Below are 22,362 nucleotides of genomic sequence, written 5' to 3'. Positions count from 1 at the left end.
GGTGTGTCTTAGCGGTTGCGGTTTGTGCCTTGACCGCCCCCCTGTTGATTTGGGCGCTGGGGAGACGCGGGTTGATTCGCTTGATTCGGTCGCTGGGCATTATTGCCACCGCTCTGTTGCACGGCAAACTGAATCGCCTCAGGGGTTTGTACCAGTTGAATTTGACCCGCCACGGGATCGTTGGTGCTCAACATGGTTGCCACCAAATTATCCAGCATGACGACGCGAATCCCGGTATCCTTGGCCAGTTCAGGACGCTGCTGGCGGGCTTGATCCACTTCCCGTTGGAGTTGGGTTTTATCGAAGTAAAAGGGAATAAACCGCTGGGTGCGGGTCTGGCCGTTTTCGCGCAGTTGTGCTTCTACGGCGATGGGGTTGCCTGTTTTGCTATCTGCTAGGAAAAAGAGGGGGGTACCGCCCATGAACGGCCTACCATCCTTGGTGAGAATTTTGCCATCGCGTTCCACTAGATCGCCACTTTGTTTGAGCAGATTCACCGCTGCTTCCAGTTGCGGCCTTGAGGGGATAATGTCCACACCAATGGCAGGATTTTTTTGGCTTTCGAGGGCAATCTTCACCGCCCCACTGAGAGCGGCTGCCGAGACCCGAGCCACGCGACCCACCTCCGGCTGCTGGGTTTTAATGGTGTTCAGGGCAGTTTGGGCATCCTGCTGATTGACAAAGAAGGTAAAAACTTGAATTTTCTTGCTTTGATCTTGGGGATTGGGCATCTCAAAGGTCAGCGGTTCCCCCTTATCATTGGTGATCATAAAAACGGGCACATTGTTGAGGATGCGCAGCACTTGTTCTTCGGGCAAGGCAGTGGCAATGTCATAGCGGCTGATGGCGGGTGCTAGCCACAGGCTACTCACTAACCCTGCCAAAACACCCAAGTGTGCCAATCTTTTCATACAGTCTCCTAATTCATGCTTTATTGCAGTCGGTTAACTCTCCCAATCCCATTCTTCACGTGTGGAGAGAGGGGCGATCGCCCTGTAGTACCTAACTCACACCAAAACTTATGCACGTAACAAGTGAGTATTTTTACATATGAAGTACTCCCTTTGCTTTCCCACCCTAAGCCAATTTGACGCAAGGGACAAGGGGCAAGTTTCTAAAGTCGATGGGGAACTAGCGTTCAGTATCTAGGGAGCCTATACTGGTGCTGCTTTGGAACCAGCCCTTGCGCCAGAAAAAGAAAAATAAACTGCCCGCCACGGTAAGCATGACCGCCCAGCAGGCTGGATAGCCCCAATACCACTCCAGTTCAGGCATATTCCAAGGGGAGGTATCGGGATCAAAGTTCATGCCATAGATACCGACAATAAAGGTCAGCGGTATGAAAATGGTCGAAATGATCGTCAGAATTTTCATAATTTCGTTCATTTTATTGCCAACGGAAGAAAGATACACATCCATCAAACTGGCCGCTAGTTCACGGTAGGTTTCCACCATATCTAGCACTTGAATGGCATGGTCATAGCAATCTCGTAGGTAGATGCGCACTTCCTCGGAGAGAAGGGGGCTGGGATCGCGAATCATGGCATTGATGGCATCCCGTTGTGGCCAAATGGCCCGACGCAGCGCCAGTAATTCGCGGCGCACTTGGTGGACTTCTTCGAGAATGGCGCGACTAGGACGGGTAACTACGGCATCTTCTAATTCCTCAATGCGCTCGCCGTAGTCTTCTAGAACCGGGTAGAAGCCATCAATAATGGCATCCAAAAGGGCATAGGCTAAATAATCGGGGCCATAGCGACGAATGATGCCGCGACTGGTGCGAATCCGCTGCCGAACCATGTCAAAACAATCCCGTTCGGGTTCTTCTTGTACTGTGAGCAAGAAATGCGGCCCCAAGACAAAGCTCACTTGTTCAGTGTAAAAGCCGTGTTCATTTTCCTTGGGGGTGACCATGCGGGTAATCAGCACAAGGTAATCGTCATGATCCTCAACTTTGGGGCGCTGGGGGACATTGACAATATCTTCAAGGACAATGGGGTGCAGGTGAAAAACTTGGCCGAGTCGCCGCATCACGTCTTCATCGCCAATCCCTTGAACATCTATCCAACTGACGGAGGGACTGCTGAGGTAGGGGCCACATTCTTCCGGCGTTTCTAAAACGCGACGGCTGGCCTGATCCGGCTGATAGTCAATGAGAATGATGGTCGGTGGTGGCGCATCGGCCTCAATACTGAGGGTACCGGGCATGGCGCCGGGTTCATCAAAGAAGTAATCTTCGAGATAGTTATCTTCTTCCTCGGCGGGGGGTGTGGGGTCTGGCGGGGGGGCACTACGGAAAAAGTGAAAGGGTTTTCTGGCCATAAAGGGGGAAATCGACAGAGTGCAAACGGGCTAACTAGAAACCTAGGGCAAATGGGGCGGTAACGTTCCAAAATCGCCTGAAAAGTTAAGATTTTTAAGTGTAGTGGCATTCACGGTGGGAGCGGTGTGGTGAATTCTCAAGTTTCGAGAACCTCAGTGCCAACTTGGGTGGCCATTGCCCAACTGTTGCGCTGGCATAAGCCTGCGGGTCGTTTGATTCTCCTCATTCCGGCGCTGTGGTCGTTAACCTTGGCCAGTGAAGGCTTGCCGTCGTTGCAGTTGCTGCTGATTATCACGGTGGGGGCGATCGCCACCAGTGCGGCGGGCTGCATTGTCAATGACTGCTGGGACCGCAATATTGACCCCCATGTGCAGCGGACTCAAAACCGCCCCCTAGCCAGTCGCCGCCTTTCCCTCAGTGTGGCCTTGGGCTTGATGGTGATTGCTTTCCTCTGTGCTTGGGGATTGACGTTTTACCTCACTCCCTTGGGGTATTGGCTGGCGGTGGCCGCAGTGCCGGTGATTCTGCTCTATCCCTTGGCGAAGCGAGTCTTTCCCATTCCGCAACTCGTTTTGGCAGTGGCTTGGGGGTTTGCTGTCCTCATTCCTTGGGCAGCGGTACAGGGACGCTTAACCTTGACCACCGCGTGGTTGTGGGCAGCAGTGGTGATGTGGACATTGGCCTTTGATACGGTGTATGCCATGCCCGATCGCCCCGACGATCGCCGACTGGGGGTAAATTCCAGTGCCTTATTTTTCGGTGCCTATGCGCCCTTGGCGATCGCGCTATTTTATGGGCTGACGGTGGTGTTCCTGATCATTGTTGGCTGGAGTGCGGGACTCACTTGGCGATTTTGGCTGGCCTTGGCCGTGACCACCTACTTTTGGCTGCGGCAATCTCTACAAATTTATACCCACGAACGCCGTGACACCCAAACCACAACGCTCCCCATTCAGACCTATGGTCGTTACTTCAATGAAAATGTCTGGTTGGGCTTTTTGCTCTGGGTGGGGATGTGGTGCCCTAGGCCTTAGTCAAAAGCTTGGGGGAAACCTGCCACGGCACAATTGCCAGAATATCCACTTGGGCACAATATTTGAGATCGGCTTCATTGCCAAGGTTGAGCAGGCGCTGCCCGTGGCTGGAATGGTGAAAGAGGGTCAATAGATCATCTTGGTAGTAGCGGTACAAAGCAGTGGCAGCAATAGTTTCGTCATTACCCGCAAGGGCTTCGAGGGGGGCATCCTGCTGACCCCAGAGGTGATGAATCAGCGCCCCAGCACAGACGGTATCTTCGAGGGAATAGCTACCTTCCCAGCCCGAACCAACAATCCAGATGGTTTCCGGTTGATGTTTTTGGACAAACTCGGCAACGGCAGCACGGTTGACAAGGGCGGCGGCAAGAACGAGGGGACTGGCTTGAATTCGCTCAAGGGAACGGGTGCCATTGGTGGTGCTCATAAAGAGGCGACATCCTTTTACCCGCTCTGGCAAGCATTCAGCAGGAGAGTTGCCCATGTCAAAGCCAGCAACTTTTTTCCCACCCCGTTCACCAACGCGAATCCGCTTGGCTGCCGGCCACTGCTGACTCACTTGTTCTAGCTCTGCTAGATCACTAAAGACTTGAACGGCTTCTGCGCCAGCGGCAAGGGCAGTGGCGATCGTAGTGGTTGCCCGCAGGACATCAACAGCAATGGCACAGTCGGGTTGCCAGTCGGCTGGTACACGCTCTGGTGTGTGGTAGGTATAGATTTTCATAAATGGAAGGGGAGCTTGGCTACGATGATCCTTGATACATAAAGTATGTCACCATTGGGATCACTGTAGCGGCGATTAGCAGGGCAACGACGATAATTGTGGCGGAGCGATCGTCGGTTTCCTCTTTGCTCTTGTAGGTTTTCTCGACAACCACTTCGCGTACTACGGGCGGGCCTGGATCCGGTTCGCCTTTGAGGACTTTCGCAAGGCGATCGACGGTGTCAAGGACTGATTGATTGTAGTTGCCATCCCGTAGGGGCACCCGCATCGTTTCTTGGACAATACTTTCGGCAGTTTCAGGATTCAGGCGTTCGGCCACGGCCTCGCCATAGTGAATCGCTGTGCCATTGGTAACGGTATCGAGGGCAATGATCACCTGATTGGCTTGGGACTCAGGATCGGGAAACCACTGGTTAAAGAGGTCATCCACAAAGCTCTGGGGGGTTTCACCATAGTCGAGGCGGTGCAGTGTAACTACATGAACATTGATGCCCGTTGCCTCGGAGAGGTCTTGGAGCGATCGCCCGACACTGCCTTGGGTGACGGCACTAAGCACATTACCTTCATCAACGACCCCGGCCGCTGTTTCCGGCAAAGGGATATCGATCGCGCTGATTGCCCAGACGGGGGTGACCCACAACGTAGTAGCGAGTAGTGCCAGCAAAAGATAGCGAATGCCGTTTTTCCAAGCCACTTGCCAATGCATCTGTGTTTAATCCTGTATCTCTCAATGCAATTTTCTCAGATGTTGCTTGCAAAAATAAATTTTCTTCTAACAAATCTTAAAACGATGGCCAGACAATTGCTTTACCAAGGAGCGCCCACGAGTGTAAAGCCTGCCCAAAAGTAAGGTGCTTGGAATCTTGAATGTCTCAGAAGGTGTAATTGAGCCTTTTGCAGAGCAGCAACTTTACTAGCAGTGTGGTGCAGATGGCTATAGAAGTGTTCCATGAGTTCTAGGGTACCCGCATCACTCACTTGCCAGAGGCTAGCGACGACACTTTTGGCACCCGATTGAAGGGCAAGACCCGCAAAGCCTAACTCCGCGCGATCGTCTCCCAGAGCGGTTTGACAGGCACTCAAAACCAGCAGTTCGAGAGGGGGTTGCTCTAGATTAAGTTGGGGGAGGTTTTGCAGCGTGACTGTTTCACTGCCCCACAGTTGAATAAAGGACTCTTGGGCTTGACCGGGGCGAAACAAGGCATGGGTAGCCAGATGAACGATGGAATGGTTACCCTGCTGCCGTTGTTGCGTTAGGTTGGCAACAGTAAAGTCACGATTGAGGAAGGTGGATCCGCCCCAGAGTTGTTGGATGGCACTTAATTCTTGGGGGACTGCCGGCAGTGGACTGAGGCGATCGAATTCTGAAGCCCCCATTGCCAAGACCGTGGCATTTTTGAGGGGAGCATAGTCAGTTTTGATCAGGTTAAACGCTGGAATTAAGGCAACACCGTACTTTTCTATCAGAAATTGACCGGTACTGCGGTCTCGGAGAGCCGCCCAAGGGAGCGATCGCAGGCCTGCTCCAACACAAATGAGCAAGGTGTCAATCCGATCAGCCCTGAGTTTGGCTTCTAAGGGCGCAATTAACCAGTCATAAAGCTGCTCACTACTGCCAAAGGAGGCAGATAAAAACTGTTGGCGTGGATCCGCCACTGAGCGGCGAAAGTCTTGAACCGTAGCCATCAGGTCAGCTTGCGACACCGCTGGCACAGTCAGCAACAGTGGCTCTCCCTGTAGAGAGGTAACGAAGAGCTTAATCTCGTTTGCCGTTGGTACCAAGTGCAAAAGAGCTGTGCGCCGACCCGTACGCTTGGACATTTGCCTGAGAATGCGCTGAATGGCAGAGGGATTGAGTCGCCGACTAGTAAATTGATTTTGAAAATAAACTTCATATTCCCGTTGCCAAGTGGCCTCGCGACCTGTGAGAAATTCCCCTGCACCAGCGGGTAAGGCACTTTGAGCAATGGACTGAAGAGACAGCACCAACACTAGAGCAATACAGATTCGGAGGAGGTGTCGGTGCATCTTTAGTGTTCCAAGAAAGTGTTGTCGCTCTAGCCAAGCTTTATCTTAGCCAATGCACCATTCAAGTGTTTTTTCAGAGGAGAGACAGTGACTGCCAATGCCGAATTCAACACTGGACGATAGACATTGAGCCAGCGAGTAATGGTGGACTCGTTGCGATGGAGCAACTAGGCAATTTGTGGACGGCTTTTGGATGGATAGTCCCCTCGTTTAAGACCTATAAGCTTAATGTTACAAAGAGCTGGCAAAAATCATTTTTCATTGGCATAGCTGTAGGCTCGATGCCACGCTTTTGCCTGACTAGGGCGGGTGATCCGCATCCAGTGACGACTCAGGGGAGGCGAGACGAGAGTGTGCAGAAGCAGCCACAGGGTTTGTAATTCACTGGGGGCTTTTTGCCATTGCCAACGGTTGGGTTCACAAAAAAGTAAGGTGACCAATTGGCGGTATTGAGCCAAGGTCAGGGGGTCAAAGTAAATCTCTAGGGTCGTTGGATTGGGCATATCAACAACTTGGCCGCTGAGGTCAATGCCTGCCTCCAAAAGCCGACAGGTGAGGGGTACACCCATTGCGGAGGGGGGGAGGGGTTGATGCAGATGCACGATCGCCCCCCCTTCAGAAAGGCGAATTGTCGTGCCCCACAGGGCAGTGGTTTGATCCCAAGCGAGATGGAGTTCAACGGTTTGCTGGACATTGAGCCAATCATAGGGATCGGGGCGGGGGCGTTCGATGAGGCTGTAGAGGGCAAGGGCGAGAATTACCAGATTGTAGAGGTTCCAGACCCAAGCCAATAGTAGCCCCTTGGTGTGTAATGCCTGCCAATTTAATACAGCAGCCGCCACAGAGAGAAGAAAAAGCACGAGGAGCGGTGCCGCTAGGTGCCACTGAAAATGGTAGCGATCGCGATAACTCCCCTTGGGGGTGACCCAAAAGCCGCGACCAAAGGGACGCAACAACGTGTCAATCACTGTCAATGTCAACGGCACACACTGAAGCACAGCATAAATATCAGATACCAAGGCAGAGCGACTTTGGCCATTGAGCCAGCGGAACGTACTCAACAGCAGCCAGTAGTAGGGCACAAAATAGTAGAGCCACTGCCGCAGGGTGGTTTCAAGGGGGACGACACCCCAAAAGGCGGCAATCAAGGGCAACAGCAGCAATAGCAACCGCATGGGACTATGGAACCATTGCGTGATCCCCTCTAGGTGGGCAAGGCGCTGAAGCCCAGTGAGATTGGGTACCCGCAGTGGACTTGCCGCAATGAATAATCCTTGGAGGGTGCCCCGTGCCCAGCGTTGACGTTGACGAATATGCGCCGTCATTTCCTCTGCACACAAGCCCGCACTGAGACTTTCATTCAGGTAAATCAACCGATGACCTGCTGCCGCCAATTGAATTCCTGTGTAGTAGTCCTCGCTGAGGGATTCAGTAACAAAGCCGCCAATGGCTCCGAGGGCCGATCGCCGCACCACAAAGGAACTGCCGTAGCACAGCGCTGTTTCAATGCCATCCCGCAGGACTTGATAATGACGGGAGAAGATTTCCACCTCTTGAGGCAGGTGATCCTCGAGGCCAAGGTTACGGGCAATGGGATCGGGATTGTAAAAGCTCTGGTAGGTTTGGACAAGGCCAATATCAGCGGTCTGGAAAAAGCCCACAGTGCGGGTGAGAAAATTACGAGTGGGAACAAAGTCAGCATCAAAGACCGCAATCAGTTCACCCTTGGTTTGCGTAAGGGCATGGTTCAGGTTGCCCGCTTTGGCATGGCGATTGTCGGGACGGCTGAGGTACTCACAGCCCAGTTCACAGGCCAATTCCCGTAGGGCAGGGCGACGGGTATCGTCAAGAACATAGATACGTTTGTGGGGATAGTCGAGGGTTTGGCAGCCAACAATCGTGCGTCGCAAAATTGTCAGGGGTTCATTGTAGGTCGGAATAAAAATATCCACCCAAGGCTGATAGTGGCCACTTTTGACCGCAAGGGCAGCAGCATCCGCTTCAGGACGACGATTTTTGATGTGCAAGAGCAGGTAGAGTTGCAGGCCGTAGCCCGCCATCATAAAACCTTCAATCGCCAGTAGGAGTAGGCTAAAGGTGGCCTCTAGGGGAGTGCGCAAATTGAGGGTAGCGAGCGATCGCCACAGCAGATAATGCAGCATCACGGCCATTAAACTGCCAACGACAATGACCCGCGCCCACTGCTGCTGCACTTTTCCCCAGCGCAAAACAATACTGCTAAGAAGCACCATCAAGCACAATGGCCAAAAAATCCACGGCTTGTCCAAGTGTTCAATGGCGAGCCAAGGAGGGACAGGGGGCATTGCTGGAGCCTCAAGCAACTGAATAGTAATGTAACGAAATGTAAACCAACCATTGGACAGGGACAATATTTCCAAAGTTCCCCGCAGTAGCGATCGCCCCCAGCCGTATGTCAGGATCAAAATCACCAAATGCTGATCTAATACTATGACCGATGCCCAAGAGGGGACAAAGCTACCCCCCTTTATTTTTCACAACCAATTCCAAGGCTGGATGGAAGTCTATGCGCCCGTTCAACGCTACGAGACCTATTTGAACAATCACCAAGAATGGTTTCACCGCTGCGCCCATCCCATGAAAACAGAACCTGTGGGCAAGCATGGCTACATTCTCACCATTGGCCGCTATGGTTCCCATGGCTATGAAGTGGAACCCAAAATTGGACTGCACCTACTGCCCCAAGAGCAGGGGGTCTATCGCATTGAAACAATTCCTGTGCCCGAACAGCCGTTTTTGAACTATGAGGTGAATTTTCAAGCGGCCATGGCCTTGGTACCGATGCGAGCCACCCCTGAGACGGATAGGGACCTGTTGGCGCTGAATGTCATTGATTACACGCGGGTCAATTGGGAATTGGATTTGCGGGTGGAAATGTACTTTCCGCGGTTTATCTACCGTTTGCCCCATGGCCTGATTCAGGGGACAGGCAACCGCGTCTTGGCTCAAATTGTCCGCCAAGTGTCCTACCGCCTCACGGCAAAGGTGCAGGATGATTTCCACAAAACCATTGGCCTCGATTTGGGCAAACGCTGGCGCCGCAAACGGTTCCATGCTGAGCGGGTGCGCACCCTTACCCCTGCGCCAGTGCCTGATACGCCTGACGAGCCTGAGCCACCTGCTGCTTGAGCATTGTGACATCCGTACCCAGTTGACTGCCCATACCAATGGCGATCGCCCCCGCTTTCCAGAGGGGTACCACATCCTCCCAACCAATACCGCCACAGGGAATCAGGGGAATCTCAGCCAACAAGGGTCGCAAGGCGCGTAGATAGCTCGCCCCCCCCACCGCCATCACTGGAAAAACCTTCACTGCCGTTGCTCCCGCTTGCCAAGCGTGGAGAATTTCCGTTGGTGTCAATGCCCCCAAAATCAGAGGACAATTGGCCTCCTTTGCAAGGGGCACCACCCCTAGGGCTGCATGGGGGGTCACTAAAAATTGTGCGCCAGCGGCGATCGCTCCTTTAACCATTTCTGGGTTTTGCAGGCTCGCAGCGCCAATGGTGCAGTGGGGAGCGTCTTGACGGAGTTGTTGCAAGACGCCAGCAGCATCGGGGGTTGTCCAAGTCACCTCTAGGCAGGTGAAGCCCGCTTGAATATACACTTGAGCGCGGGCGATCGCTGCAGTAGGATGAGCAGCACGCACCACTGCAATCAAGGGCAGGCCTTGCAGAAACGCTAACTGCTGCGGCTTGGGCATAGCGTCATAACCATTGAGCAGGGGGGTGGGAGGGCAGTGATAAGATGAAAATTTCCCCTACCCCTAAACTACGGTATATTGGCAATACCCTTGCGGAGTTTTTGATGGGCGATAGCATCAAAGTCCTGAGTGAAAATCGCCAAGCGCGCTTCCAATACGAAATTCTGGAAACCTATGAATGTGGTCTCGTGTTGCTCGGCACTGAGGTCAAGTCCATTCGCGCTGGCAAGGTGAATTTACGGGATGGCTTTGCCCGCATCCGCAATGGTGAAGCATGGTTGATGAATGTGCACATTTCGCCCCACGGGAGTACCAACCCATCCTATAACCATGACCCCCTGCGCGATCGCAAGCTCCTTCTCCACAAACAGGAAATTCGCAAGCTAGTGGGCAAGGTGGAACAAAAGGGGCTAACCCTTGTGCCCCTAAAGCTTTACCTGAAAAATGGTCGCGTTAAGGTTTCCCTAGGGCTGGCGCGTGGTAAGAAGCTCCACGACAAACGCCAAGACCTCAAGCGGCGCCAAGATAAGCGGGAAATGGAGCGGGCAATGAAGCAGCGGTAAACCTAGCTTTGGGGAGTGGGTATGGGATCAATGTTGGTTTCCGTGCCGATGGGCGTTGCAGGGGCAGGGATACTCCCGGTTGCTGCTTCCCAAGAGTCATTGGTGAAATACACATGACCCAGCACTTGCCCCTCATAGGTGCGCCGCGTTAGCCGCCAAGTGGGCTCCAGATGAAACTTGAGAAATTGCCCTTCCTGCATACCGTGGGTGCGGCCAATGACCATACGCGGACCACCGCGATTGCTGCTGCCAACAAGGAGTAACTCACCCTCCCCCTGTTCAATGCGCAGACCATACTGCAACCCTAAATCCTGTTGCGCCACCCGAATCGAGTAGCCATTGCTATCCGTAGCCCGCCCACAAATGCCTGTAAAGTCAAAGGTCGTCAGCAACGGATCAATCACCACGGGGTTGGTGCCCGACTCACTCCAGCAGGGACGAGTATCCTTAATTTGCTCCACCACTAGGAGGCGATAGCCACCGCGGGCAAGGGGCACAGCCATCACCACATAGCGGCTTTGATCCACTTCTGTTTGTGTAAACATGCTGGCTTGGGCAGGCCGAGGGGCAATTGTTCCCAAACAGGCCACCGTCAGTAAGCTCAGGCCAAATTTTTGCCAGTATTTCATAGGGACACTCCTCAGCAGAACTCGGAGGTTTTGACAGTTAAATGGCTTCTGCTGTTCCTCTACGATCCACGCCGAGCAACTATCAAAATTCTAGGAATTATTTTTCAGACACCGTCAGGCATCAATGGTGAGCGGTCAAATCGAGGCCAATCACTTGGGTATGTTGACCCCGCGCTTGGGTGACGCCAATCGTGCGCTGAGCCGCTTCAATCATTGGTCGCCGCAGACTGACAACAATAAACTGTGCCTCTTGGCTCTGCTGCTGAATCATTTTGGCAAGGCGCTCAACATTGGCACCATCGAGAAACATATCCACCTCATCAAAGGCATAGAAGGGGGAAGGGCGATAGCGTTGTAGGGCAAAGATAAAACTGAGGGCCGTGAGGGATTTTTCTCCCCCCGACATTGAGGCTAAGCGCTGTACGGGTTTACCCTTAGGATGCGCCACCAGATTCAGGCCTCCGGCAAAAGGGTCCTCAGGGGTTTCCAGTTGTAAATAGCCATCACCCTCGGAAAGGGTGGCAAAAATGGTTTGGAAGTTCGCATTGACGGCATCAAAAGCTTCACGGAAGGACTGGTGGCGCAGGGTGGTGAAGTTCTCAATCCGCAGTAGGATCTCCGTGCGCTCCGCTTCTAGAACGGCGAGCTTCTCCTGTAGCTCATTAAGCCGCCCTTGTGTCTCCTCAAATTCCTGAATCGCCAACATATTGACGGGTTCCATGGCACGCAGCTGTTTTTCGAGGGCTTGGCACTGCTGTTGAATGTCGCTGAGGGAGAGATTGGCGGGCACTTCCGGCCATGGCTGGGGTAAAGGGGGTGCCTCGATGGTGCTGAATTCCTGAAGTTGGGCTTGCAGCGTGGTGAGGGTGTCGCTGGCTTTTTGGTATTGCCATTCCAGTTGTTGGTAGTCCTTTTGCTGCTGTCGTAGTTGGTAGTCTTGGCGATCGCGATCGCCCTTGAGGTGGCCAAGGCGGGCGTCCAATTCCCTCAGGGCAGTTTGCGTGCTTTGAATTTGCGTCGCTAAGTCCCCAAGCGTCTGATCGAGGGCTTGCTGCTGACAAAGCGTCTCCTGTTGGGCTTGGCGCAGTCGCTGAATCTCCTGTTCTGTTTGTTTTAGGTCTCGTCCCAGTTGCTCGAGTTGACGGTGGCGATCGCCCAAGGCTTGATCCACCGCTTGCAGGGCGGCCACATGGTCGGCGTGAATTTTTTCCTGTGCCTGAAGCTGTTCCTGAAGCTGCTGCCACTGCTGATGGCTGGGATTGGCTTCAAGGGCATTGAGGGTAAGGCGTTCGGCGGCGAGTTCTGCTTCGAGTTCAGGAAGACGAGCCTCTAGGTGCGCGAGTTCAGTCTCTGCGGCGGTTAACTCTTGGCTAAGGTGCTGCTGTTGGCGCGCTAAGTCTGCTTGCTGGCGGTTGAGGTGCTGCTGTTGCTGCTGAAGTTGCTCCCATTGCCGCTGGCGATCGCGATGGCTTTGGCGGGCTTCACTCAGGGCTTGGCTCAGCTCATTCACTCTCCCCTGTTTTTGCGTGCGCTCTTGAATGAGGCAATCTAACAGGCGTTCCAGTTCCCCAAGGCGATCGCGCACCTGTTGGACTTCTGCCGATTCTTGGGGGGTGACCCCCTGACCAAAACGGAGGGTATTGGTGCGACTATAGCTACCCCCGGTCATTGCCCCTGAGGGTTCTAGCAAGTCTCCCTCTAGGGTGACCATCCGATATTGCCCTAGGTAGAGTCGCGCCGCCTCAAGGCTCTCAAAGACCAGCGTACTGCCAAACACGTAGGCAAAAATGGGGGCATATTGCGGCTCAAAGGTCACAAGATTCAAGGCATAGTCAATACAGCCTGCCAAAGAGATAAGGGGTAGGGTCTTGGGACGTGCCATCTTGTTCAGGGGCAAAAATGTGGCTCTACCGGCCCGTTCCCGCTTCAGGATGGCGATCGCTGCTGCCGCCACACTGTCATCCGCCACAACGATATTGCCTAGGCGTGCCCCGGCCGCAATTTCCAAGGCCAGTTGATAGCGGGGTTCCACTTGACCGAGCTGTGCCACCAGCCCAAACACGCCGGGGAGATCAGCACTTAAAATGAGCCGCGCCGCAAAACTCCCTTGACTTTCCTGAACCGCCTGTTGCCGTGCTTCCAGTTGATCCAGCTCCCGCTGCTTTTGGCGCTGTTCTCGCTCAAGGCGTTGATAGGTTTCTTCTGTTAAGCTCAATTGTTGCTGCGCTGTGGCCAGTTGTTGGGCGAGGGTTTGTAGTTGCTGCTCCTCTTGTTGGACTGCTGCTGCAGCTTTTGTGAGCGCGTCTTGCAATTCCAATTGTTGAGCTTCTAAGCTGGTGGCTGCTTGGTGCAATTCCCCCTGCCGTTGCCGCAATTGTTGCGATCGCTCCTGCAGGCGAGAGAGTTCACTGCGACTCGGTTCCAGTTCGTGGATCAGGGCATCAATCCGCTGCCGTCGCTGACTGTGCTCCTGAAACCAAGCTTGGGCTGCCGTATTCAACTCCTGAGCTTGCTGCCGTAGGGCGTCGAGGGTGGCTTGGCTGGTGGCAACGGCTGTCACTAAGGGGGGGCGATCGCCCTGTTGCTGTTCTAGCTCTTGAGCAAGTTGCTGTTGCTGCAACCGTTGACTGTGGTACTGGGCTTGCCGTTGCTGGAGTTGTTCTGCCAACTGTGCCTGCTGCTGTTGGTAGCTCGTTTGCTGACGTTGACACTGCCGCTCTTGGGCGTGGAGATCCGCCAACGCTGCTTGCAGGCGGAGGTACGCTTCTTCGCCGAGGGCTTTCACCTCTTGATTGAGTTGTTCTAGCGTAACCGTTGCCGCTTCAATCTCCCGTGCCTTTTGTTGCAGTTGGGCTTGGCGTTCAGCTTGTTCTTTTTGTAGCGTCTGAATCTGTGCTTGTAGTTGCACCTTTTGCGCTTCGTGGGCTTGCCATTGGCGCACCAGCAGCCATTGCTCTCGCTCTTGCAGTTCCAGTCGTAGGGCTTGATATTTTTCCGCGTGCAGGCGATCCCGTTGCAGGCGATCGCGCTGTTGGATGAGTTCCTGCTCAACAATGCGAAAGCGTTCTGCGCGCTCCTTGACTGTATCTAATTTTTCGCGAGCTTGGGCAATCTTGCGGTCAAAATCCGCCACCCCCGCCAATTCGTCAATAATTTCCCGCCGTGCTTTGGCATTCATCGAGATAATGCTGGTGACATCCCCCTGCAAGACCACGTTATAGCCTTGGGGATAGATACAAAACGCCTGCAACTGGTCGTGCAGTTCATTCAGCGTGCAGGGTTGATCATTTACCGCATAGGTCGAGGTATAGGTGCCCTGCTTGGTTACCCGCAGTCGCCGCGTCACCCGCCATTCCGTTTCAGCATCCAGCGCAAAGGTCACCGTGACTCGCGTTTCAATAACACTATGGCCGCGCCGCGTTTGGCTATGGTTCACCAAATCTGGGAGCCGTTCTGCCCGCATCCCCTTAGACCCCGCAAGGCCGAGGGCAAAAAGCAACGCATCCAACAGGTTGGATTTTCCAGAGCCATTCGGACCAGAAATGACCGTAAACCCCGGCAGCAGCGGAATCACGGTTGTGCCGCCAAAGGACTTAAAATTCGTGAGTTCCAACTGCTTGATATACACAGCCAAGGAGCGTGCCTAACCGTTTCATTATGCCTAAAGATGCTCCCCTTGTTTGCCACGGAAAATCAAGCTAAAATCAAATAACTCATAGTCGTTTCGAGTTTGTTTTAGCCATGACACCGCCACGGATTGAAAACGTTGTCATTATTGGTTCTGGCCCTGCGGGCTACACAGCAGCCATCTATGCTGCTCGCGCCAACCTCAAGCCCTTTATGTTTGAAGGCTATCAAATTGGGGGGCTGCCGGGGGGACAACTCATGACCACCACCGAAGTGGAAAACTTTCCCGGCTTTCCGGAAGGCATTCAAGGGCCGCAACTGATGGCACGGATGAAGGCGCAAGCGGAGCGCTGGGGCACAGAAATGGTCACTGAAGATGTGATTCAGGTGGATTTTAGTCAACGCCCCTTTCTCATTAGCTCAGCCGAGCGGCAGGTCTATGCCCACAGTGTGATTATCTGTACGGGTGCCACGGCCAAACGACTCCATCTGCCGGGGGAAGAACAGTATTGGACCAAGGGGGTCTCCGCCTGTGCCATTTGTGATGGGGCAACGCCGATTTTCAAGGATGTCGAGTTGGCGGTGATTGGCGGCGGTGATAGTGCAGCGGAGGAAGCAGTCTATCTCACTAAATATGGCTCCCATGTCCATCTCCTTGTGCGCAGTGACAAAATGCGCGCTAGTAAGGCGATGCAGGATCGCGTGTTTGCCAATCCTAAAATTACGGTTCACTGGCAAACTGAAGCACGGGAAATCCTTGGCGATGGCAATTTAATGACGGGTCTGCAGATTATCAATAAAGCCACAGGGGAAGAATCCGTCCTGCCGGTGCGCGGCCTATTCTACGCCATTGGTCATACCCCCAACACCCAACTCTTCAAAGATTTTCTGGAATTGGATAGTGTGGGCTATATCGTCACCCACCACGGGACACAAACGAATGTGGAAGGGGTCTTTGCCGCAGGGGATGTTCAAGACCATGAATACCGCCAAGCAGTAACGGCGGCAGGCAGTGGTTGTATGGCCGCCCTTGATGCCGAACGTTGGCTGTCGGCGCGGGGGCTAATTCAGGAGTTTCACCAAACGGAAACCGAAACCAAACCCGCAGAAACAACGCCACCTACAACATCCCCAGAACAGGCGTTTGATCCCAATGCCATCAAACACCGCGGCAGCTATGCCTTGCGCAAACTCTTTCACGAGAGCGATCGCCTGCTGCTAGTGAAATATGTTTCCCCCACCTGTGGCCCTTGTCATACCCTCAAGCCCATTTTGGATCGGCTGGTGGATGAATTCGATGGCAAAGTACAGCTCATTGAAATTGACATTACTGAAGATAGCGCGATCGCCGAGCAAGCAGGGGTTACCAGTACACCCACGATTCAACTCTTCAAAAACAAAGAACTCCTAGAAGTGATCGTGGGGATGAAACCCAAGAGTCAGTACCGCGAGACCATCCAACGCTACCTTGCTTAGGCTCTAGCTAGTCAAGGGCATGATCAGCGAGATCGGACTGCTGACCGTTGCAGGTCTGGCGGCAGGCTTTGTCAATGCCATTGCCGGTGGGGGAACACTGATTAGTTTTCCTGCCTTGGTGGCGATCGGCTTGCCGCCAGTGGTTGCCAATCTCACCAGCACGGTGGCTTTGGTACCCGGTTACTTGGGGGCGACCGTGGCACAACGGCAGGATCTGAAGGGTCAGCAACGGCGCCTTGGTTGGCTCTTTCCCAGTGCGGTGGCCGGGGGCATCACAGGGGCGATGTTACTCTTGCACACTAACGAGGCACTGTTTAATGCCTTGATTCCCTATTTGCTCCTCTTGGCCGCTGTCCTCTTGGGGGTTCAGGAGCAGGTGCGGGCTTGGTTGCTGCAGCGGATCAGTGCGCCAGCCGTATCTGAAGTGGGAGCCATTCCTCTTGTGTTTCTAGCGGCGGTCTATGGCGGCTATTTTGGCGCGGGGGTGAGCGTGATTCTACTCGCCGTGCTGGGCATTGTTCTCGGGGAAAGCTTGACGCGCCTCAATGGCTTGAAGCAAATGTTGGCTTTTGGGATCAATGTCGCCGCAGCGGCGTTTTTTGTTGTATCGGGGGAAGTGGTGTGGCCCGTTGCCTTGGGGATGGCGATCGCTACCATTGTTGGCGGACTTTTGGGGGGTAAATTTGCCCGTGCGGTTAACCCGCTGCTGTTACGCCGTACAGTGGTTCTTTTGGCCGTTGTGCTGGCGATCACTTACTGGTTGCGACAGCGATAAACTACCCCACCAGAGATGGAAAATGCCGTGAGATTTGCCAAACAAAGCCCGTGACGAGGATTGAACTCGTGGCCTCACCCTTACCAAGGGTGTGCTCTACCACTGAGCTACACGGGCAAAAATTCCCAGAGCTTTATCATAGCCCATTGGGGGAACAATTGCACAGTTGGCTGCGAGTTTTTGCTAAAAATTGCGACGAGAGAAAATCCAAGTGGCGATCGCCAGCAGTGCTACCGTATAAATCACGCCATAGAAGGCATTGGCCACGAGTTCCGGTACAGAGGGCAGCATGCCATAGACCGCTGTATTCTTAAAATCCAAGCGGGATAAATCGGGAAAGATCAGATAGAGAAACTGCATCAGTTGCCGTACGGCATCACTCTCCATCTTTTGGCTGAGGATCACCAGATTTTGGCTAAAGTGCCCCATAAAGTACAGTGCCACCGTTAGCAGCGTGGCAATCAATGAACTAGTGAAACTGCCAAACAGCAAAGCAGCTGCCGTCAACAGGCTCAGCTGCAGCGCAATGTAGAGGGAGGTCACCATCAAAGGGCCAGCGGGATAGGCAAACTGATTCAAGCTCATCAGAATAAACAGAATCAGCGTCATCAGTGCCACCAGTACCAGCAGAACCGCCGATAGGCCCAAATGTTTGCCAATAATAAATTCCGCACGGCTGATGGGTTTCGCCAACATCACTAAGATCGTGCGCTTTTCTATCTCTTTATTGAGCAAACCACCCCCGACAAAGGCAGCAATCAGCAAGCCAAAGAGAGAAATTCCTGCCATTCCCACATCAAGGCTAATTTTGTCTTGGGTGCCTGCTGACACCTGTCCCAAAATCACAACCGCTAAGGCGAGGCCAATGGCAAAAACAGCAGTGACGTAAAGAACCCGCTCCCGCAGTATTTCATTGAAAACATTACGGCTAATTGTCCAGAGGCGACTCACCGTTAACGGCAACATGTCTGGTACCCCTTGAATTTACTCTCCTCTCAAAGAATACCCAATTTTGCTTTTTCGATAGCCTCGGCGTTCATAGGGAGAGCCGCTTGCTGTTTCACGGAGCAGTGGTATCTACGGCGGGGGCAGAGAGGTCAACGTCTTCATAAAACTGTTCAATAGGCACTTTGAGGTCAATGCTCCTCAACTCAACGCGATCGCCCGCGCGGTAGCAGCGCAGCAGCCAATCCCCCACCTCATTTTTCTGGTAAATGTCGATCGCCATTTCCTCTGAGCTAGCGAGCACATAATCCACGAGGTTGGGATTACGACGGTAGAGATCAAACTTTTTGCCGCGATCGTAGGCTTCGGTGGCGGGTGAGAGCACTTCAACAATGAGACAGGGATAAGTGATGAAAAAGGGACTCTGGCGATCGCGATCGTCACAGGTGACACTCAGATCAGGATAAGTAAAGTTGGTCGTATGAAGGATATTCACCCTCAAGTCAGAGTTAAATACCTGACACCCACGACCCCGTAGATGGGGTTTAATCAGATTGCCGAAGTTCAGTTTAATGATGCTGTGGTTCTTACTACCACCCGCCATTGCATAGACGCGACCATCAATCAACTCATGCTTTTCTAACTGCTGCTCTTCCCACGCGAAGTATTCTTCTGGTGTGAAATAGCGATCGCCCGTCTCCTTGGCAGTCACCATTCTCTGTATTTCTCGTGAAAACCTCACTCCTTTAGCATAGCTCGCCCTTTCCCTGACATCCCAAAGCCAACGTGCCACAATAGGCGGTGGGGACGCAGTTAGGAGATTGAACGTAGTTCTTTTTGGAGAGGGTGCGACGTGTCCCTAAGTTCAAGTGTTGATTCTCACGCCCCTGAGGTAGCCATCCTGCGGGTGAGCGGCTTGCGTTGTGCTGGCTGCGTGCGATCGCTGGAAAATCAGTTAAAAGAGCAGCCGGGCGTAGATGCTGCGGCAGTCAATCTGGTCACGGGAACCGCCGTTGTCACCTATTCCCCCGCTGAGACAACCCCCAGTGCCATTGTCGAGAGCTTAAACCAAGGCCGCTTTCAAGCCACCCTCGCAGAAGCCAATGCCCTTTTGGAACTGCCCACGGCCTCTGAGGAAACCTCTTTGCCAAGGTTAGCGATCGCCCTTGTGCTCCTTGTTCTCTCTAGTGTCGGCCACGGGATTGATCTGCTGCCGGGGCACTGGTCCATGTTAGAGGCGATGATCTGGCATTGGGGGCTAGCAACCATTGCCCTTGTCCTACCGGGGTGGGAGATTCTGCGGGAAGGAATGATAGGCCTGTTCCAACGTCGCCCGAATATGAATACGCTGGTGGCTCTTGGCGCCTTGGGGGCTTACCTCATTAGTACGGTGGCGTGGCTGTGGCCGGCCTTGGGGTGGGCGTGTTTCTTTGATGAACCGGTGATGATCCTTGGCTTTATTTTGCTGGGGCGATCGCTGGAGCAACGGGTACGTCAACAGGCACAACGGGACTTGCGATCGCTCCTTGCGCTTCAGCCACAACAGGCGCTATGGCAACCCAGTTTGACTGCTAGCGATCGCTGGCCCATTCCCGTCAGTCGTATCCAAGTCGGGGACTGGCTGTGGGTAGATGCTGGAGAACCCTTTCCTGCCGATGGCACGATTGTGACCGGGGAAACCCTGGTGGATGAATCCATGCTCACAGGGGAATCTTTACCGGTGGCCAAGGGGGTGGGGGCATCCGTTCTGGCGGGCAGTCGCAATGTTGGTGCTGCGGTCACCCTACGGGTGGAACGCTGTGGTCGTGCCTCATTTTTGGGGCAGATTCTAGACCTCGTGGTGCAGGCACAAAATCGCAAAGCACCGGTGCAGCAAATGGCGGATGTGGTAGCCGGCTATTTTGGCTATGGGGTGCTAGCCTTGGCAGCAGCAACGGCTCTGTTTTGGAGCGCGATCGCCCCCCATTTCTTCCCAGAAATGACCAATAGCACACCCCTATTGCCCTTAAAGCTAGCCTTGAGTGTTCTGGTGATTGCCTGTCCCTGTGCCCTTGGCCTTGCCACCCCGATCGCGCTGCTTGTGGGCACCAGTCACGCCGCTGCCAAAGGCTTAATTATTCGAGGCGGTGATGTTCTTGAGCGCAGTCAGCAGTTGGACACGATTGTGTTTGATAAGACGGGCACACTGACGACCGGTGAACTGGCAGTGGCCGAGATCAACCTCTATGGTCATTACTTTTCAGAGGAAGTGCTGTATCTGCTAGCCAGTTTAGAGTGCGAGAGTCACCATCCCCTTGCAGTGGCGATTCAGAAGGCGTGGGCTGCGACCGGCCAGACAACAGAGCTAGCAACGGTGACAGAGGTGGAAACTGCCCTCGGACTGGGGATCAGCGGTTGGATTGAGGGGCATTACTATCAGGCGGGTCGCCTCAGTTGGCTGCGTGATCAGGGGGTTGACTGTCCTTCCCTAGAAGTGGAAACCCATGTGGCCTTGGCCTGCGATCGCCAGTTGATTGCCGTTGTGACCTTTCGCGATCGCCTGCGCCCAGAGGCAGTGAGCACCGTTCAAGCCCTGCAAGCCCAAGGCTATGCGATCCATGTCCTGACGGGAGACACGGCTAAAGCCGCACAGCAACTCCTAGAACCGCTTGGCCTACCGCCAACGCATCTGCACACCGATCTTCAGCCGCAACAAAAGCTCGCCCTCATTGAAGGTTGGCAAGCCCAAGGCAAAACCGTGGCCATGGTCGGGGATGGTATGAATGATGCGCCAGCTCTAACGGCAGCTCAGGTGGGGATTAGCCTTGGTACGGGTACAGAGGTGGCCATTGAAGCAGCGGATATTATCCTCACCCGCAATCATCTAGAGGATGTGCTCGCTGTGCTGAGCCTTAGCCGCGCCACCTTCCGCAAAATTCAGCAGAATCTTCTTTGGGCAGTGGCCTACAATATCGTCGGTTTACCCCTTGCAGCCGGTGTTGGATTACCCCTATGGGGCCTCAGTCTCACCCCCGGAATTGCTGCCGCTTGTATGGCCGTGAGTTCGATTGCCGTTGTCCTGAATTCCCTAAGCCTCAGTCGAGCAAACTAGCTCGCGAATCTGTTGGGCATTGGCGCGGGTCAGCCGTTTCTTGTGGGGCAGGACAACCACCGCTGGCCCCCGTTTGCATTCCCCCATACAGCCCGTCGCCTTCAGGGCAATGGGGAGCTGTTGTGCCTCTAGCTCTTGCCACAGTTCCTTGGCACCCCGCCGACAGCAGGAGGATTTTTGACAAATGAGCACCTTACAGGGCTGAGAACGCTTTGCCGCTGAGGGTTGAGCCGTTGCTAAAAATTCTAAATGACTGGCCTTGTATTGCTTGACCCAGCCATCGTACTTATCGCTGATCGTTCCTTCTAGCCGCAGGCGATCGCCCACCGTGGGAACTTGCTGTAACTCACGGCGCAGGGACTTTTCTAGCTTAATCCAGACCGTTCCTGTGGCGGTTTTTAGAATCACGACTTTGGGTCGCCCCTTCTTATAAAAGACTTCTTCGACAGTGCCCTCAAGGCAAAATGTCGGCAAATCAATAACACCCAGACCCATGAACGTCAAACCTTGTTAGAAATTTTTCTCAACAAATTGAGTCTAGCATACAAGGGACGGTCTTGGGGGCATCCCAGATCGTTGTGAGATTCATCTGTGGAAAAATAATCTTAGCTGGAGAGAATCCGCTCCCACTCTGCCAGTAGGTTATCAATACTAGCGTCCGTCGGGTTACTCTCAAGGTGGGTGCCCACTTCCTCAACGCTATTGGGAAAGAGTTCTTCGAGAGTGGGTTGAACGGTGGGGGGTTCCTCTGAAGCGAGATCGGGCATTAAGTAAATTTGGCGAATATCCGGCGGCAGATACTCCGCGATGCGTACTAGCCCCTCTTCTAAATGCTGGTTGAGTTCCTCAAGGCTGTAGGTTTCTCCTTGAACTTCTAGGTAGGCACGCAGGCGCTCAAGGCTCCAGTGAAAGGTCTGGGTGGTCACTAGCACGAGGCGGCTCAGGGGACTCAAGTAGGCAAGGCTGCCTTCTAAGTAGCACCAAAGGGGCGGTGGCGCATCCTGCAGGACATAGGTAATGTGCTCAATGCCGGGGAGTTCCTCTTGAATCAGGGTGGCGGTGCGGTTGACAATCCAATTGCGCAGGGAGCGAGCTTCCTCATCGCCAATTTTCACCCCTTCAGGAGTAAATTCCAAACGGTCAAGGCTAAAAAATAGCCCATGCCACACCTTAGCAAACAGATAGTCCACTTGTACGGGCGATCGCCCGTGGTGTTGCAGCACACTATAGACAAGGGCGGCATAGCGACAATAAAGGGCAACAAAGTAGCAGCCGCGATCGCGCTCCTCCTGAAAGGCCTTGATCAGTGCTTCATCAGACCAAGTGAGTAGCGGCTGAATTAAAGGATGTTGCCGCTCCGCCATCATCGGAAAGGAAAGTGCCTTGACCATCTCACTGCCACTGAACT

Annotated in this window: 19 protein-coding genes and 1 tRNA gene; 6 read left to right on the top strand and 14 right to left on the bottom strand. The window is 53.7% G+C overall.

Translation table 11 applies throughout. The annotated features are described in order from the left end of the window. Window positions 1-8: 8 nt before the first annotated feature. The gene (locus tag QYC28_RS03075; RefSeq protein WP_149818079.1) at window positions 9-911 is read right to left on the bottom strand and encodes a Tic22 family protein; all 903 of its coding nucleotides are present in this window, start codon (window positions 909-911) and stop codon (window positions 9-11) included. Window positions 912-1,131: 220 nt separating this feature from the next. Next, entirely contained in the window at window positions 1,132-2,322 is a 1,191-nt protein-coding gene (gene corA, locus QYC28_RS03070) for a magnesium/cobalt transporter CorA (protein WP_149818077.1), read from the bottom strand. A gap of 156 nt (window positions 2,323-2,478) precedes the next feature. Between corA and QYC28_RS03065 the strand changes: the two genes are divergently transcribed. Continuing rightward, window positions 2,479-3,357, top strand: a complete 879-nt coding sequence (locus QYC28_RS03065) for a 4-hydroxybenzoate solanesyltransferase (RefSeq protein WP_286668923.1) — start codon at window positions 2,479-2,481, stop codon at window positions 3,355-3,357. On the opposite strand, the gene QYC28_RS03060 is transcribed toward QYC28_RS03065, so the two are convergent. The 4 genes from QYC28_RS03060 to QYC28_RS03045 form a co-directional block, all read right to left on the bottom strand. Beyond that, on the bottom strand, window positions 3,347-4,081 hold the full coding sequence (locus tag QYC28_RS03060) for a 2-phosphosulfolactate phosphatase family protein (RefSeq protein WP_149818073.1): 735 nt from the start codon (window positions 4,079-4,081) through the stop codon (window positions 3,347-3,349). The genes QYC28_RS03065 and QYC28_RS03060 overlap by 11 nt on opposite strands. A gap of 19 nt (window positions 4,082-4,100) precedes the next feature. Next, complete coding sequence (psb32, locus tag QYC28_RS03055; protein WP_302679824.1) at window positions 4,101-4,787, bottom strand: photosystem II repair protein Psb32; 687 nt, start codon at window positions 4,785-4,787, stop codon at window positions 4,101-4,103. Window positions 4,788-4,888: 101 nt separating this feature from the next. Next, window positions 4,889-6,109: a CHAT domain-containing protein gene (locus QYC28_RS03050; protein ID WP_302679823.1), complete on the bottom strand. Its 1,221-nt coding sequence runs from the start codon at window positions 6,107-6,109 to the stop codon at window positions 4,889-4,891. 251 nt (window positions 6,110-6,360) lie between these two features. Further along, window positions 6,361-8,433 (bottom strand): glycosyltransferase, encoded by a 2,073-nt coding sequence (locus QYC28_RS03045; RefSeq protein ID WP_286626548.1) that lies wholly within the window; start codon window positions 8,431-8,433, stop codon window positions 6,361-6,363. A gap of 145 nt (window positions 8,434-8,578) precedes the next feature. On the opposite strand from QYC28_RS03045, the gene QYC28_RS03040 reads away from it, so the two are divergent. After that, window positions 8,579-9,277: a DUF1997 domain-containing protein gene (locus tag QYC28_RS03040; RefSeq protein ID WP_190278183.1), complete on the top strand. Its 699-nt coding sequence runs from the start codon at window positions 8,579-8,581 to the stop codon at window positions 9,275-9,277. Here the strand turns inward: QYC28_RS03040 and QYC28_RS03035 are convergent. Next, the gene (locus tag QYC28_RS03035; protein ID WP_302679822.1) at window positions 9,222-9,848 is read right to left on the bottom strand and encodes a keto-deoxy-phosphogluconate aldolase; all 627 of its coding nucleotides are present in this window, start codon (window positions 9,846-9,848) and stop codon (window positions 9,222-9,224) included. The genes QYC28_RS03040 and QYC28_RS03035 overlap by 56 nt on opposite strands. A gap of 104 nt (window positions 9,849-9,952) precedes the next feature. On the opposite strand from QYC28_RS03035, the gene smpB reads away from it, so the two are divergent. Next, entirely contained in the window at window positions 9,953-10,411 is a 459-nt protein-coding gene (gene smpB, locus QYC28_RS03030; protein WP_149821620.1) for an SsrA-binding protein SmpB, read from the top strand. A gap of 2 nt (window positions 10,412-10,413) precedes the next feature. Here smpB and QYC28_RS03025 read toward each other — a convergent pair whose 3' ends face one another. Both QYC28_RS03025 and smc read right to left on the bottom strand, forming a co-directional pair. Beyond that, window positions 10,414-11,040 carry a DUF3747 domain-containing protein gene (locus QYC28_RS03025; RefSeq protein WP_302679821.1) on the bottom strand — a complete coding sequence of 209 codons (627 nt, stop codon included), beginning with the start codon at window positions 11,038-11,040 and terminating at the stop codon, window positions 10,414-10,416. Between the two features lie 121 nt (window positions 11,041-11,161). Then, window positions 11,162-14,668, bottom strand: coding sequence for a chromosome segregation protein SMC (gene smc / locus QYC28_RS03020; RefSeq protein ID WP_302680054.1), 3,507 nt, complete (start codon window positions 14,666-14,668; stop codon window positions 11,162-11,164). Between the two features lie 113 nt (window positions 14,669-14,781). On the opposite strand from smc, the gene trxB reads away from it, so the two are divergent. Beyond that, window positions 14,782-16,143: a thioredoxin-disulfide reductase gene (trxB, locus tag QYC28_RS03015; RefSeq protein WP_149818063.1), complete on the top strand. Its 1,362-nt coding sequence runs from the start codon at window positions 14,782-14,784 to the stop codon at window positions 16,141-16,143. 19 nt (window positions 16,144-16,162) lie between these two features. Continuing rightward, window positions 16,163-16,918 carry a sulfite exporter TauE/SafE family protein gene (locus tag QYC28_RS03010; protein WP_302679820.1) on the top strand — a complete coding sequence of 252 codons (756 nt, stop codon included), beginning with the start codon at window positions 16,163-16,165 and terminating at the stop codon, window positions 16,916-16,918. 45 nt (window positions 16,919-16,963) lie between these two features. Here QYC28_RS03010 and QYC28_RS03005 read toward each other — a convergent pair. The 3 genes from QYC28_RS03005 to QYC28_RS02995 all read right to left on the bottom strand — a co-directional run bounded on the left by QYC28_RS03005 (window position 16,964) and on the right by QYC28_RS02995 (window position 18,578). After that, a tRNA-Thr gene (locus tag QYC28_RS03005) sits at window positions 16,964-17,035 on the bottom strand. A 66-nt stretch (window positions 17,036-17,101) separates the two neighbouring features. Next, complete coding sequence (locus QYC28_RS03000; protein ID WP_302679819.1) at window positions 17,102-17,884, bottom strand: ABC transporter permease; 783 nt, start codon at window positions 17,882-17,884, stop codon at window positions 17,102-17,104. Window positions 17,885-17,978: 94 nt separating this feature from the next. Continuing rightward, window positions 17,979-18,578 carry a Uma2 family endonuclease gene (locus QYC28_RS02995; protein WP_149818057.1) on the bottom strand — a complete coding sequence of 200 codons (600 nt, stop codon included), beginning with the start codon at window positions 18,576-18,578 and terminating at the stop codon, window positions 17,979-17,981. A gap of 138 nt (window positions 18,579-18,716) precedes the next feature. Here QYC28_RS02995 and QYC28_RS02990 point away from each other — a divergent pair, with 138 nt between their 5' ends. Beyond that, entirely contained in the window at window positions 18,717-20,954 is a 2,238-nt protein-coding gene (locus tag QYC28_RS02990; RefSeq protein ID WP_302679818.1) for a cation-translocating P-type ATPase, read from the top strand. On the opposite strand, the gene QYC28_RS02985 is transcribed toward QYC28_RS02990, so the two are convergent. Together QYC28_RS02985 and QYC28_RS02980 are read right to left on the bottom strand one after the other, a co-directional pair. After that, window positions 20,931-21,449 (bottom strand): hypothetical protein, encoded by a 519-nt coding sequence (locus tag QYC28_RS02985; protein ID WP_149818054.1) that lies wholly within the window; start codon window positions 21,447-21,449, stop codon window positions 20,931-20,933. The genes QYC28_RS02990 and QYC28_RS02985 overlap by 24 nt on opposite strands. 110 nt (window positions 21,450-21,559) lie before the next feature. After that, complete coding sequence (locus QYC28_RS02980) at window positions 21,560-22,345, bottom strand: hypothetical protein (protein WP_302679817.1); 786 nt, start codon at window positions 22,343-22,345, stop codon at window positions 21,560-21,562. Window positions 22,346-22,362 lie beyond the last annotated feature (17 nt).

It is taken from the genome of Thermosynechococcus sp. HY596 (assembly GCF_030518715.1).
GTDB lineage: Bacteria > Cyanobacteriota > Cyanobacteriia > Thermosynechococcales > Thermosynechococcaceae > Thermosynechococcus.
This window is presented reverse-complemented; position numbering and strand designations above follow the sequence as displayed.

Coding starts and splice junctions, on each gene's coding strand:
- QYC28_RS03075 (WP_149818079.1), bottom strand. CDS start 911: ATGAAAAGATTGGCACACTTGGGTGTTTTGGCAGGGTTAGTGAGTAGC.
- corA (WP_149818077.1), bottom strand. CDS start 2,322: ATGGCCAGAAAACCCTTTCACTTTTTCCGTAGTGCCCCCCCGCCAGAC.
- QYC28_RS03060 (WP_149818073.1), bottom strand. CDS start 4,081: ATGAAAATCTATACCTACCACACACCAGAGCGTGTACCAGCCGACTGG.
- psb32 (WP_302679824.1), bottom strand. CDS start 4,787: ATGCATTGGCAAGTGGCTTGGAAAAACGGCATTCGCTATCTTTTGCTG.
- QYC28_RS03050 (WP_302679823.1), bottom strand. CDS start 6,109: ATGCACCGACACCTCCTCCGAATCTGTATTGCTCTAGTGTTGGTGCTG.
- QYC28_RS03045 (WP_286626548.1), bottom strand. CDS start 8,433: ATGCCCCCTGTCCCTCCTTGGCTCGCCATTGAACACTTGGACAAGCCG.
- QYC28_RS03040 (WP_190278183.1), top strand. CDS start 8,579: ATGACCGATGCCCAAGAGGGGACAAAGCTACCCCCCTTTATTTTTCAC.
- QYC28_RS03035 (WP_302679822.1), bottom strand. CDS start 9,848: ATGCCCAAGCCGCAGCAGTTAGCGTTTCTGCAAGGCCTGCCCTTGATT.
- smpB (WP_149821620.1), top strand. CDS start 9,953: ATGGGCGATAGCATCAAAGTCCTGAGTGAAAATCGCCAAGCGCGCTTC.
- QYC28_RS03025 (WP_302679821.1), bottom strand. CDS start 11,040: ATGAAATACTGGCAAAAATTTGGCCTGAGCTTACTGACGGTGGCCTGT.
- trxB (WP_149818063.1), top strand. CDS start 14,782: ATGACACCGCCACGGATTGAAAACGTTGTCATTATTGGTTCTGGCCCT.
- QYC28_RS03010 (WP_302679820.1), top strand. CDS start 16,163: ATGATCAGCGAGATCGGACTGCTGACCGTTGCAGGTCTGGCGGCAGGC.
- QYC28_RS03000 (WP_302679819.1), bottom strand. CDS start 17,884: ATGTTGCCGTTAACGGTGAGTCGCCTCTGGACAATTAGCCGTAATGTT.
- QYC28_RS02995 (WP_149818057.1), bottom strand. CDS start 18,578: ATGGTGACTGCCAAGGAGACGGGCGATCGCTATTTCACACCAGAAGAA.
- QYC28_RS02985 (WP_149818054.1), bottom strand. CDS start 21,449: ATGGGTCTGGGTGTTATTGATTTGCCGACATTTTGCCTTGAGGGCACT.
- QYC28_RS02980 (WP_302679817.1), bottom strand. CDS start 22,345: ATGGTCAAGGCACTTTCCTTTCCGATGATGGCGGAGCGGCAACATCCT.